Source organism: Kribbella sp. CWNU-51, assembly GCF_054073265.1.
Window position 1 is genome coordinate 399,140 of sequence record NZ_JBSXMZ010000007.1, and the last position, 12,107, is coordinate 411,246.

Annotated in this window: 13 protein-coding genes; 4 read left to right on the forward strand and 9 right to left on the reverse strand. The window is 69.2% G+C overall.

The window, feature by feature from the left end:
• Window positions 1-2: 2 nt before the first annotated feature.
• From ACXC9Q_RS10250 to ACXC9Q_RS10260, 3 genes are read right to left on the reverse strand one after another with little or no spacing between them, the layout of a single operon-like run.
• Window positions 3-1,331, reverse strand: coding sequence for a dihydrolipoamide acetyltransferase family protein (locus tag ACXC9Q_RS10250; protein ID WP_457056241.1), 1,329 nt, complete (start codon window positions 1,329-1,331; stop codon window positions 3-5).
• On the reverse strand, window positions 1,328-2,314 hold the full coding sequence (locus tag ACXC9Q_RS10255) for an alpha-ketoacid dehydrogenase subunit beta (protein WP_328525694.1): 987 nt from the start codon (window positions 2,312-2,314) through the stop codon (window positions 1,328-1,330). Before ACXC9Q_RS10255 ends, ACXC9Q_RS10250 begins: the two co-directional genes overlap by 4 nt.
• 4 nt (window positions 2,315-2,318) lie before the next feature.
• On the reverse strand, window positions 2,319-3,407 hold the full coding sequence (locus tag ACXC9Q_RS10260) for a thiamine pyrophosphate-dependent dehydrogenase E1 component subunit alpha (RefSeq protein ID WP_457056242.1): 1,089 nt from the start codon (window positions 3,405-3,407) through the stop codon (window positions 2,319-2,321).
• Between the two features lie 118 nt (window positions 3,408-3,525).
• Between ACXC9Q_RS10260 and ACXC9Q_RS10265 the strand changes: the two genes are divergently transcribed.
• On the forward strand, window positions 3,526-4,014 hold the full coding sequence (locus tag ACXC9Q_RS10265; RefSeq protein WP_329482556.1) for an Lrp/AsnC family transcriptional regulator: 489 nt from the start codon (window positions 3,526-3,528) through the stop codon (window positions 4,012-4,014).
• Here the strand turns inward: ACXC9Q_RS10265 and ACXC9Q_RS10270 are convergent.
• Entirely contained in the window at window positions 4,011-4,979 is a 969-nt protein-coding gene (locus ACXC9Q_RS10270; protein ID WP_457056243.1) for a LacI family DNA-binding transcriptional regulator, read from the reverse strand. The two genes, ACXC9Q_RS10265 and ACXC9Q_RS10270, sit on opposite strands and share 4 nt — an antisense overlap.
• A 77-nt stretch (window positions 4,980-5,056) precedes the next feature.
• Between ACXC9Q_RS10270 and ACXC9Q_RS10275 the strand changes: the two genes are divergently transcribed.
• Window positions 5,057-6,373 carry a Gfo/Idh/MocA family protein gene (locus ACXC9Q_RS10275; RefSeq protein ID WP_457056244.1) on the forward strand — a complete coding sequence of 439 codons (1,317 nt, stop codon included), beginning with the start codon at window positions 5,057-5,059 and terminating at the stop codon, window positions 6,371-6,373.
• Window positions 6,374-6,452: 79 nt separating this feature from the next.
• On the opposite strand, the gene ACXC9Q_RS10280 is transcribed toward ACXC9Q_RS10275, so the two are convergent.
• Entirely contained in the window at window positions 6,453-7,454 is a 1,002-nt protein-coding gene (locus ACXC9Q_RS10280; RefSeq protein WP_457056245.1) for a magnesium and cobalt transport protein CorA, read from the reverse strand.
• Between the two features lie 90 nt (window positions 7,455-7,544).
• Between ACXC9Q_RS10280 and ACXC9Q_RS10285 the strand changes: the two genes are divergently transcribed.
• On the forward strand, window positions 7,545-8,522 hold the full coding sequence (locus ACXC9Q_RS10285; RefSeq protein ID WP_457056246.1) for a 2-hydroxyacid dehydrogenase: 978 nt from the start codon (window positions 7,545-7,547) through the stop codon (window positions 8,520-8,522).
• On the opposite strand, the gene ACXC9Q_RS10290 is transcribed toward ACXC9Q_RS10285, so the two are convergent.
• Window positions 8,506-9,390 carry an RNA polymerase sigma-70 factor gene (locus ACXC9Q_RS10290; RefSeq protein ID WP_328525687.1) on the reverse strand — a complete coding sequence of 295 codons (885 nt, stop codon included), beginning with the start codon at window positions 9,388-9,390 and terminating at the stop codon, window positions 8,506-8,508. The genes ACXC9Q_RS10285 and ACXC9Q_RS10290 overlap by 17 nt on opposite strands.
• A gap of 151 nt (window positions 9,391-9,541) precedes the next feature.
• Here ACXC9Q_RS10290 and ACXC9Q_RS10295 point away from each other — a divergent pair, with 151 nt between their 5' ends.
• A complete protein-coding gene (locus tag ACXC9Q_RS10295; RefSeq protein ID WP_457056247.1) occupies window positions 9,542-10,027 on the forward strand; it encodes a carboxymuconolactone decarboxylase family protein in 486 nt (161 codons plus the stop codon).
• Window positions 10,028-10,147: 120 nt separating this feature from the next.
• Here ACXC9Q_RS10295 and ACXC9Q_RS10300 read toward each other — a convergent pair whose 3' ends face one another.
• The 3 genes from ACXC9Q_RS10300 to ACXC9Q_RS10310 are packed head-to-tail and all read right to left on the reverse strand — an operon-like array spanning window position 10,148 to window position 12,037.
• Window positions 10,148-10,672 carry a DinB family protein gene (locus tag ACXC9Q_RS10300; protein WP_457056248.1) on the reverse strand — a complete coding sequence of 175 codons (525 nt, stop codon included), beginning with the start codon at window positions 10,670-10,672 and terminating at the stop codon, window positions 10,148-10,150.
• A gap of 5 nt (window positions 10,673-10,677) precedes the next feature.
• A complete protein-coding gene (locus ACXC9Q_RS10305; RefSeq protein ID WP_457056249.1) occupies window positions 10,678-11,610 on the reverse strand; it encodes an alpha/beta fold hydrolase in 933 nt (310 codons plus the stop codon).
• Between the two features lie 16 nt (window positions 11,611-11,626).
• The gene (locus tag ACXC9Q_RS10310; protein WP_457056250.1) at window positions 11,627-12,037 is read right to left on the reverse strand and encodes a VOC family protein; all 411 of its coding nucleotides are present in this window, start codon (window positions 12,035-12,037) and stop codon (window positions 11,627-11,629) included.
• Window positions 12,038-12,107 lie beyond the last annotated feature (70 nt).

A 12,107-nucleotide genomic window follows, 5' to 3' on the forward strand; every position in this document is an offset into this window, starting at 1 on the left:
TTTTAGAGGTCCGCGAAGGCCGAGGCCGGGTTCTCGAAGGCGTCCGCGACGAAGCGGAGGAAGGCGGCTGCCGTGCCGCCGTCGCACACGCGGTGGTCGAAGACGAGGGACAGCTGGGTGAGTTTGCGAATCGCGAGTTCACCGTTGACCACCCACGGCCGGTCGATGATCCGGCCGACACCGAGGATCGCGACCTGCGGGTGGTTGATGATCGCCGCGCTGCCATCCACTCCGAAGCTGCCGTAGTTGTTCAGCGTGAACGTCCCGCAGGCGAGTTCGTACGGCGTGAGCCGGCCGGCGCGCGCGGATTCGGTCAGCCGCCGGATCTCCGCGTCCAGAGCCCGCGTTGTCAATCGGTGCGCGTTGGCCACCGCCGGTACGACGAGCCCGCGGTCGGTCTGGGCGGCCAGGCCGAGGTTGACGCCGTCGTACTGCACCAGCTCTTCCCGCTCGGTGTCGACGTACCCGTTCAACTCCGGATACTTCAGCAGCCCCGCCACCACGAACCGCCCCATCAACGCCAGCAGCCCCGGCCCGCCATCGGTTGCCGAGCGCAACGACTCGCGCAGCTCGACCAGCGCGGTCGCATCCACGTCCACCCAGGTGGTCGCCTCCGGAATCTCCGCCCGGCTACGACTCAACGTGGCCACGACAGCCTTCCGGAACCCACTCATAGGCTCTCGCCGCAACTCCGCCAACCCGGTCCGGGAGCTCTGCGCGATGGTCACCGGCCGCACCTCGGCCTGGACCTCCTCGGTGCCCAGCCGGCGAGCGATCGCCAACTCCACGTCCCGCCGCACGATGAGACCGCCCTCACCCGACCCGGTCAGACCTTTCAGATCCACGCCGGCATCCCGCGCGAGCCGACGTACCAACGGCGAGATCACCAACGGCACCCGCGGCGCGTCTCCGCTTTCCGGAACATTGTTTGCGCTGGGTGGCAGTGATGTTCCGGAAACCGTCGCCGCGGGGCGGGGCTTGCGCCGGCGACCCGATGCGGCCCCGGCTCCGGTGCCGTAGCCGATCAGGACGTTGCCAGAGCCGGCACGTTCCTCCTGACGGTAGGCCTCGCCCGCGTTGGGCTGGGCCGTCCGGCTCGCCTCGGCGATGGTGATGAGGGGTTTGCCGACCGGGATGGTCGTGCCTGGGTCGCCGTGGAGTTCTTCGACGGTGCCGGCGTAGGGCGAGGGGAGCTCGACTATGGACTTGGCGGTTTCGACCTCGGCGATGGGGGTGTCGACGGTGATCACGTCGCCGACCTTCACCAGCCAGCGGACGATTTCGGCCTCGGTGAGACCTTCGCCGAGGTCCGGGAGGAGGAACGTGTTCACGAATCCTCCCACTGCAGGTCGTCGACCGCGTCGAGGATCCGGTCCACGCCGGGCAACTGGTACTTCTCCAGCTTCGGCGGCGGATACGGGATGTCGAACCCGGTCACCCGCCGGATCGGCGCGGCCAGCGAGTGGAAGCACCGTTCGGTGACCCGGGCAACGATCTCCGACGACACGCTCGCGAACCCGCTCGCCTCCGCGACCACGACCGCCCGGCCGGTACGGCGTACTGCCGCGCAGACCGTCTCGTCGTCGAACGGGACGATCGACCGCAGATCCACCACGCTCAGCTGCCGTCCCTCGGCCGCCGCGACCTCGGCCGCCTCCAGCGCGACCGGCACCGTCGGACCGTACGCGATCAACGTCGCGTCGGCGCCCTCCCGCCGTACGACGGCGGTCCCGATGCCCGGCTGGTCCTCGGTCAGGTCGACCTCTTCCTTGGCCCAGTAGAGCTTCTTCGGCTCCATGAACACGACCGGGTCGGGGAACTCGATTGCCTTGCGCAACAACGTGTACGCGTCCGCGACTGTAGCCGGGGCGACCACGGTCAGACCGGGCGTGTGCGCGTAGTAGCTCTCGGACGAGTCGCAGTGGTGCTCGACGCCGCCGATCCCGCCGGCGTACGGCATCCGGATCACCATCGGCAGCGTGATCCGGCCGCGGGTCCGGTTCCGCATCTTGGCGACGTGCGACACGATCTGCTCGAACGCCGGGTACCCGAACGCGTCGAACTGCATCTCGACCACCGGCCGCATCCCGTTCATCGCCAGTCCGACCGCCATCCCGACGATCCCGGACTCGGCCAACGGGGTGTCGAAGCAACGATCCTCGCCGAACTCCGCGGTCAGCCCGTCGGTGATCCGGAAGACACCGCCGAGCGCGCCGACGTCCTCACCGAACATCAGCACGGTGTCGTCGGCCTTCATCGCGTCCCGCAGCGCCTGGTTGAGCGCCTGGGCCATCGAGATCTTCATGTGCGTCATGACCTCAGGCCTCCTCTCGCGCCAGCTCGTCGCGCAGGAACGCGGCCTGCTCCCGCAGCTGCTGCGTCTGCTCCGTGTAGAGATGCGCGAACAGGTCCGCCGGGTCCACCTCAGGCTCCGGCATCAGCCCGTCGCGAAGCTGATCCGCGACCTCAGCCGCCGCACCTTCCGCCCGCTCCCGGACTGCATCGTCGAGCAGCCCTTGCGCCGCGAGGTAAGTCTCGAGCCGCTTGATCGGATCGCGGTCCAGCCACGGCGTGACCTCGGCGTCCTCGCGGTAGCGGGTCGCGTCGTCGGCGTTCGTATGCGCCTGCACGCGGTAGGTGTGTGCCTCCACGAGCTGTGGGCCTTCCCCCGCCCGCGCCTTCGCCACGGCCTCTCCGAGTACGGCGAGCAGCCCGGCCAAATCGTTGCCATCGGCCCGTTCGCCGGGGACGCCGTACCCGATGCCCTTGTGAGCCAGCGACGGCGCGACGCTCTGCTTGGCGAGCGGCACCGAGATCGCGTACTCGTTGTTCTGGATGAAGAAGACGACCGGCGCGTGGAAGACGGCAGCGAAGTTCAGCGCCTCGTGGAAGTCGCCCTCGCTGGTCCCGCCGTCGCCGCAGAGCGCCATCACCACGGTGTCCTCACCCTTCAGCCGCGCCGCGTGCGCGACACCGACCGCGTGGGTGAGCTGAGTCGCGAGCGGAGTGGACTGCGGCGCGACGTTGCGCGCGTACGGGTCGTACCCGGAGTGCCAGTCGCCGCGGAGCAGCGTCAGCGTCTCGATCGGGTCGACGCCGCGGCTCACGATCGAGACGGTGTCGCGGTACGTCGGGAACAGCCAGTCGCCGTCGCGCAGCACCATCGTGGCCGCGACCTGGCAGGCCTCCTGACCGTGCGACGACGGGTAGACGGCGAGCCGGCCCTGCCGGACCAGCGCACTGGCCTGGTCGTTGATCCGGCGCCCCTTGATCAACTGAACGTAACCGTCGACCAGCGCGTCCTTGGTGGGGAGCGGGTACGACGGATTGGCGTGCGGCACGCCGTCCTGGTCGATCAACCGGACGGGTTCCGCAGACGGGAGCAATCGCTCCTCGACGGTGGTCATGGACCCTCCTGCGCAGGAGACGGACGGTGCCCTCATCGTCGTCCCTCTGGCCAATCGGATCCAGACCTGGAAGAATCACGAGACGTTTGGCTCGATCCACTCCTGATGAGGGGGCACGATGTCCGACGAGGTGATGGTCCACCGGGCCGGTCCTGGACAGATGGTCGTCGCCCCCGCGCTGGACGAGGTCGACCGGCAGATCGTCGAGGCGCTCGGGCGGGACGGACGGCTCTCGATCAGGGCCCTGGCAGACCAGGTGCACATCTCCCGCGCCAACGCGTACGCCCGCGTCGAGCGGCTCACCACGACCGGGGTGATCACCGGTTTCACCGTCACGGTCGACCCGCTCAAGCTGGGCCTCGCGACGTCGGCGTACGTCACACTCAGCCTCCGCCAGAGCTCCTGGCGATCTCTTCGGGAACAACTCCAGGCAATCCCCGAGATCAAGCACATGGCACTGGTCGGCGGCGACTTCGACGCGATCCTGCTGGTCCGCGCCACCGACAACGAAGGCCTCCGCCGCGTAGTCCTCGAGAAACTCCAAGCGATCCCCGAGGTCCTCGCCACCCGCACCGCCCTCATCTTCGAAGACCTCGGCACGCTCTAGCAGCCGCAGGATCTTCGCAGGATGAGGTCGGTGGGGTAGGTCACCGCTTCTACTGCGTCCTGGCCGTCGATCAGGCGACTGACGGCTTCGCGGGCCATCTGCTCCAGCGGTTGCCGTACGACGCTGAGCGGCGGCCAGCTGTATTCCGTTTCGGCTGTGCCGTCGAAGGCGAGGACCGCGACGTCGTCGGGGATGCGCAGGCCGGCCTCGTGGATCGCGCGGAGGACGCCGACGGCCTGAAGGTCGGAGCTGGCGAAGACGGCCGTCGGCCGATTAGTTGCCGCGAGCAACTCACGGCCGGCGTCATACCCGCCCCGCCGGCTGAAGGTGGTGCGAGCGATCGGTCCGTCCTCGAGCCCGGCCGCCCGCAGCGCATCCCGCCAGCCCAACTCGCGTTCCCCCGATCGGCCACCACCGATCACCAGACCGATGCGCCGGTGGCCGTGCTCCAGTAGGTGCTCCACGCCGCGACGGGCTCCCTCGCGGTACTGCGGTCGGACTGAGCTCACCGTGGGCAGCACGCGGTTGATCGCGATCACCGGGACGTCCGTTTCGCTCAGGTCGGAGTCCTCGGTGGGCGCGACCAGGAGGAGGCCGCTGACTCGGCGGACCAGGAGTTCGGCGATCTTCGACTGTTCGGTGGCCGGGTCGCCGTCGGCTCCGGTCTGAAGGACGACGTACCCGCGGGCCGCGGCCTCCTTGTCGATCGCCTTGGCAAGCTCGGCGAACAGCGGGTTCCCGCCGTCGGGAGTGATCAGCCCGAAGGTCCGGGTGGTGCCCATCCGGAGCGCACGGGCGGTCGCGTTCGGCCGGTAGCCGAGCACGCGGATCGCCTCCAGCACCCGGTCCCGGGTCTCCGGCGCGACCGGCCGCGGGCCTTCGTTCACCACGTAGCTGACCACCGCCGTGCTGACCCCGGCGTACTGCGCCACGTCGTTCCGGGTGACTGGGGTGGCCTTCGGCATGTGCCGATAGTACGACCCTTGACCGCCTGGAAAGCGATTGCTAGCGTGCGTGTTCTACACGAGTAGAAGGAGTCGTCGTGCCCAGACGCTATGCAGTCGCCGGGACCGGTTCACGAGCGCGGGCCTACGTCCGCGCGATCCTCGAGGATCACCCGCAGGAGGCCCAGCTGGTCGCTCTCCTCGACCCGAACCCGGGCCGCCTGGCGTATCACGACCGGTACGTCCAGGAACTCGGCGGTCCGGAGCTCCCGCAGTACGGCGCCGACGACCTGGAGCGGATGGTCAAGGAGCAGTCCGTCGACCGCGTGGTCGTGACGAGCCCCGACTACACGCACGCCGCGGTCGTCTCCCGGCTGCTGCGCGCCGGCGCGGACGTGATCGTGGAGAAGCCGCTGACGATCGATGCCGACGGCACCCGGCAGATCGTCGACGCGATGACCGAGTCCGGCAAGTCCGTGGTGGTGACCTTCAACTACCGCTACTCGCCGCGGAACAGCGCGCTGCGGCAACTGATCGCGGACGGCGAGATCGGCACCGTCACCAGCGTCGAGTTCCAGTGGGTGCTCGACACCCGGCACGGTGCGGACTACTTCCGCCGCTGGCACCGCGAGAAGAAGAACTCCGGTGGTCTGATGGTGCACAAGGCGTCCCACCACTTCGACCTGGTGAACTGGTGGATCGCCTCGACGCCGGCCCGGGTGTTCGCGTCCGGCGGCCTGTTCTTCTACGGCGACGGCAATGCGGCCACCCGTGGTCTTGGGCAACGACCAGAGCGCGGCACGATCGATGACTCGGGCAACGATCCGTGGTTGCTGGATCTGCGGACCGACGAGGTCAACCGGCAGCTGTACTGGGAGAGCGAGAAGTACGACGGCTACCGTCGCGACCAGGACGTGTTCGGTCCGGGGATCACGATCGAGGACAACATGTCCGTGATCGCGGAGTACGCGAACGGCGCCCGGCTGAGCTACTCGCTCAACGCCCACTCCCCCTGGGAGGGGTACCGCGTCTCGGTCAACGGCACCGAGGGACGCGCGGAGCTGGAGGTCGTCGAGCGGGCCGCGGTGATCGACGACCAGATCGACCCGAGCTACCCATCCGAGCGCGTGGTCGCCGGCGACGTACGGTCCGACGGCGAGCGGCTGGTCCTGCAGAAGCACTGGGCCCCCGCGGTCGAGGTCGAGATCCCCCGAGGCGTCGGCGGTCACGGCGGCGGTGACCGCCTGATCTACGCCGACCTGTTCCAGGGTCCTGGCAACGACCCGCTCGGTCGCGCCGCCGACGTCCACGACGGCGTCCGTGCGGTCGCGGTCGGCATCGCCGCCAACCAGTCGCTAGCCACTGGCCAGCCCATCGTCATCGCCGACCTGAACCTGGGCGGCTGGGCCGAGTAGACGCTGCGTCCGAAGATCTGAGGGTCATAGCCCTCAGATCTTCGGACGCAAGAGACCGGTGTCGGTGAGCGAGCCGGGGTCAGGTTGACTGGCGGGCGGTTCGCTGGCGGCGGAACCAGATGGCCAGGGCCAGGCACGGCACCAGCAGGCCGCCGACGCCGAGCACGAGGAAGTCCCACTCGGCGCCGATGTGCTCGTTCAGCCAGCCGAAGTTCTGGCCGAAGAACCCGGTGACGAAGGTCAGCGGCAGGAACACCGTGGCCAGGATGGTCAGCTGCTCGATCGTCGCGTTCTGCCGGACGCTGACCTTGGTCTGCTCGACGCCGATCACCGCCATGTTCGCCTCCAGCACGGTGGCGAGCAGGTCGCGTTGCGCGGCGACCTCCTCGTTCACCAGCACCAGGTGGTCGTGCACGTCGCGGAAGTACGGCAGCAGTGCGGTGTCCCGCGCGCCGCGTTCGATGGTCGCGAGTACGGCGAGCAGCGGGTGGACGGCCCGGTAGAAGTCGGTCACCTCGCGGCGGAGGAAGTAGATCCGCTCGGTCGGCGCGACCGAGCCGGCGAACACGGTCTGCTCGACCTGCTCGATGTCGCGTTCCAGCTCGGCGACGACCGGGCCGTAACCGTCGACCACCTGGTCGAGGATCGCCCAGAGCACCGCGCTCGTCCCGGCCTCCAGAAGCTCGGGGCGCTGCTCGAGCCGGATCCGGGCGCCGTGCAGATCACTGGCCACGCCCTGGCGGACGGTGATCACGAACGCCGGTCCGACGAACACGCTCACCTCGCCGAAGTCGACTTCCTCGCGCTCGTCGTCGTACCGGGCGGTGCGCAGGATGGCCAGGCTGATGTCGCCCTCGTACGGCTCGACCTTGGGCCGGAGATGGAACGTCTGCGCATCCTCGACGGCCAGCTCGTGCAGGCCGAAGCTCTCTCTGACCTGGGTCAGCTCGTCGTCCGTCGGTTCGAACATGCCGAGCCAGACGAATCCGCCGGCCTTGCAGCTGGCGGCGGCGTCCTCGACCGACATCGCCTCGACGTGCTGTCGGCGACCGTCCCGGTAGTAAGCGCAGTCGATGATCATGGTGACCTCCTCCCCCGATCGTCGTACCGACCGGCGACAGGAAATAGGGTTGAGCGGGAAGTGGCGGTGAACATCGGTGAGGAGAACCCCGTGGGACTACCAGTGGTGCTGATGCCAGGACCGATGTATCCGGCGGTCGCGCAGGGTCTGGAGGGCCACTGTGAGTTGATCAGGCTCTGGGAGGAGAGCGACCCGGACGCCGTTCTCGCGGCCCGCCGGGACGAGATCGTTGCCGTCGCCACCGGCGGCGGCCGGATCGACGGCCCGTTCCTCGACCGGCTGCCCGCGGTGCGGATCGTGGCGAGCTTCGGCGTCGGCTACGACCGGATCGACGCGAACGCCGCGGCCGAGCGCGGCGTCGTGGTGACCAACACCCCGGGCGTGCTCGACGACGAGGTCGCCGACACCGCCCTCGGGCTGCTGCTGATGGCCGTCCGTGAGCTGCCCCAGGCCGAGCGGTACCTGCGGGAGGGCAAGTGGCAGGACGGCCCCTATCCGTTGACCCGGGCAACCATGCACGGGCGCCGGATGGGCATCCTCGGCCTCGGCCGGATCGGCCAGGCGATCGCGGACCGGGTCACGCCGTTCGGCATCTCCGTTGCCTACCACAACCGCCGCCGCAAGGACGTCGGCTACCGGTACTACCCGTCGCTGGTCGAGATGGCCCGTGACGTCGACATCCTGATGATCGTCATCCCCGGCGGCGACGGCACCCGGCACCTCGTCGACGCCGAGATCCTGCGGGCGCTCGGCCCGGACGGCATCCTGATCAACGTCTCCCGCGGCTCGGTCGTCGACGAGCAGGCGCTGGTCGACGCCCTACGCACCAACACGATCCTGTCCGCCGGCCTGGACGTCTTCGAGCACGAGCCGAAGGTCCACCCCGACCTCCTGACCCTCCCGAACGCCGTCCTGCTCCCGCACGTCGGCTCGGCCACCATGCCCACCCGCACCGCGATGGGCAACCTGGTCGTCGACAATCTCCGCAACTGGCTGGCCCACGGCACTCCGCTGACCCCGGTCCCGGAGTCGGCGGAGCTGGTCCGGCGGCTCAGCGGCTCAGAGTGATCTCCCGCTCCAGGCGGGAGAGCTTCTCAGGGTTGCGTACGGCGTAGAGGCCGGTGATCAGGCCGTCCTCGAGCCGGATGGCCGTCACGGTGTCGATCTCCCCGTCGAAGCGGAGGATCAGGGCCGGCTGCCCGTTGATCTGGGTCAGCTCCACCGACGCCTGACCCAGCCGGCGCAGCCCGAGCGCCAGCAGGCCGGCGACCTTGTCAGCGCCGACAATCGGCTTGGGCAGGGCCTGGACGACGCCACCGCCGTCGCCGAGGAAGACGACGTCCGGCGCGAGGATGTCGACCAGGCCTTGCAGGTCGCCGGTGTTGATGGCGCGCTGGAACGCCTCGAGCGCGTCCCGGGTCTCGTCGGCGGAGACGATCCCGCGCGGCCGGCGGGCCGCGACGTGGGCGCGGGCGCGGTGGGCGATCTGCCGGACCGCGTCCGGCTTCTTGTCGACGGCTTCCGCGATCTCGTCGTACTCCAGGTCGAACACCTCCCGGAGCACGAACACGGCCCGCTCGGTCGGCTTGAGGGTCTCCAGGACGAGCAGCATCGCCATCGAGACGCTGTCGGCGAGCTCGACGTCCTCGGCGACGTCCGGCGCGGTGAGCAGGGGTTCGGGCAGCCACGGACCGACGTACGACTCCTTGCGGCGGCCGAGCGTCCGTAGCCGCATCAGCGCCTGGCGGCTCGCGATCCGGACCAGGTACGCGCGCTGATCCTGGATGGTGTCGAGGTCGACGCCGACCCAGCGCAGCCACGTCTCCTGCAGGACGTCCTCCGCGTCGGCGGCCGAGCCGAGCAGCTCGTAGGCGACCGTGAACAGCAGGTTGCGATGCGCAACGAACGCCTCGGTGGCCCGGTCCGTACCGGTCATGGCTGGCTCCTTCGCGCCGTCGGCTGTCACCCACCAGATGCCGGCCGCCGGGATTCTGTGACAGCTCGATCGGTATGGCGCTCGTCACGTCACAGCAGCCGGGCCGGCGGCATCTCGTGTTCGTCCAGTAGATCTCACAAGTGAGGACATCATGACGGAACCCCGTATCGACCTGATGAGCAACGAGCTCGGCGCCAGGCTCGGCAAGCGGATGTTCGGCGTTCACCAGGCCGTCCAGGAGTCAGGCCTGCCGGAGACCACCCAGGCGCTGGTGATGCTGCGCGCCAGCCAGATCAACGGCTGCGGTCACTGCATCGACCTGCACGTCAAGGAGGCCGCGGCAGCCGGCGAGACCGCGACCCGCCTCAGCCTGGTCGCCGCCTGGCACCACTCGACGGTCTTCACCGAGGCCGAGCAGGCGGCCCTGGCTCTCACCGAGGAAGCCACCCGCCTGGCCGACACCCACGGCGTCTCCGACGACACCTGGGCGTGGGCGAGCAAGCACTACGAGGAGGACCAACTCATCGCGCTCGTCACCGTGATCGCGATGATCAACGCCACCAACCGGCTGGCCGTCACCCTCAACCAGCTCGGCGGCTCCTACGAAGCCGGTCTCATCGCCAAGACCCTCGACTGACCCGGCGTCCCCGTTTGAGGGGTCAACCCCGAAATCGGCGGGTTCGGCCGCCAAGTTTCGGCGGGCCAACCCGCAATTCGAGGGGTCGGCCCCTCAAACGGGGAGACAGGTGCCGGCGGGTCAGCTGGTGGGCTGTTCGGCGGCGGGGAGGTCCCAGATGCGGTTGGTCTGCCAGGCGTACTCCCAGGCCTGGATGTCGGGGGGCTCGATGCCGAAGCCGGTGAGGATCGCGCAGACCTGTTCGCGGTGGTGGTTGGCGTGGTTGATCGCCTGTGCGATGAAGATGCCGACCCGCGTCCCGCGGGTGTCGTTGTCGACGATCATCACCCGCTCGACGTCGATCGGCTTCGCCAGGAACTCCTCCCACACCGCGCCGGCCTCGTCGTTCCACCGCTCGAGCGTGTCGAAGTCCTGCGCGTGCTCGCCGTCGACGAAGTCGAGCCGGCTGTCGGCGATCCGCCGTACGTAGCTGGCGTCGCAGCGGACGATGTGATCGAGCGTCGCCAGGATCCCACCGAACGTGCCGACGCCGGTGACCTCGAGCTGCTCGGGCGTGAGGTCCTGCGCTCGACAGAACTGGATCAGGCTCTTCGTCGCCCAGTTGTTGTGCCGGATCGGGTCGTACAGCAGGTCGTTGAGTCCCATGCGATTCACGCTAGCCGCAAAGCCTCGAGGATCTCGTCCCAATATTCGTGCAGTACGGCGAGATGCGTGGTCTGCTCGCGGATCACCAGAGTCGCCCGCGGGATCCGCTCGGCGAGCCAGTGCCCGTTGCGTGGCGAGGCGTTCGCGTCCGAGTCGCCGTACCAGAGGAGGACCGGGCACGTGATCCGCTCGGGGCGGAAAGGCCAGGATCTGAAGGAGATCGCGGCATCGCGGAGATAGCCGGCCGGGTTCGTCAGCGCTTCGCGGACCGCGGCCGCGACCGCGGCGTCGGAGCCGAGCGCGCGGCCGTCGACGACCGGTCCGGGCCGGCTGATCACCTCGGCGTCGCGCGCGTCCAGCTCTGTGAGAAAGCGTCCGGCCAAGGCTGTGTCGTCCGTGTCGGCGGGATCGAGCTGGTCGACGTACGTCTGGAAGCCGGAGCGCATCGCCTCGACCGCGTCGTCCGGTGGCAGCGTGGCGAGCCGGGCGAAGAACGCCAGCTCCTCGGGGCCGAGATCATCCCGGTGGATCGGCGGGTCCAACTCGGGGACACTGCCCGGACTCGCCGCCACTCCCGCGGCCGTCACGCGGTCCGGATGACGCGCTGCGCAAGCCAAGGCGTACGGGCCGCCGATCGACATCCCGAGCACGGCGAAGCTGTCGATCCCGAGCTGATCCGCGACGGCCACGACGTCGTCGGCCACGGACAGCTGCGTCGAGGCATAGGCATCCGACGTCCCGTAGCCAGGGCGGTTCACCGCGATCAGTCGCACGCCGCTACGCCGGGCCGCCGCGCCACCGGCGTACGCGGCATGTCGTGTGTCCGGGCAGCCGTGCAGGAAGAAGATCGGGACGCCGTCGGGCGCCCCGCCCTCCCACCACTGCATCCGCCGCCCGTCCGCCGGCCGCATCACCCCACCGACCGCAGGCGAGCGCACCGGCGCCGGGTGCGCGTCAGCCGGCCGCGGCGATGTTGACCATCCAGTTGATGCCGAACTTGTCGGTGACCATGCCGAACTCGTCGCCCCACATCTGCTTCTCCAGCGGGACGGTGACCTTGCCGCCGTCGGACAGCTTCTCGTAGTACCCGCGGAGCTCGTCGCCGTCGCCGCTGAGGCTGATCGCGATGTTCTCACCCGGGTTGTACGGCATGCCCTGCGGCGTGTCGGCCGCCATCAGCGTGAAGCCGCTCGGCGTCTCGAGCTGACTGTGCATCAGCTTGTCGTCGTCCTCCGGGCCGTGGCTCGCACCGAACTCCTTGAAGGTGTTCGAGGCCACTTCACCGCCGAAGACGCTCTGGTAGAACTCCATCGCCGCTCGCGCGCTGCTTTCGAACTGGATGTACGGATTGAGCCGAGCCGCCATCAGAAACTCACTTCCCCCAACCGGCCGCACCCGGTGGTGGGGCCTCTTGCCCGCACAGTAAACCCGCCCG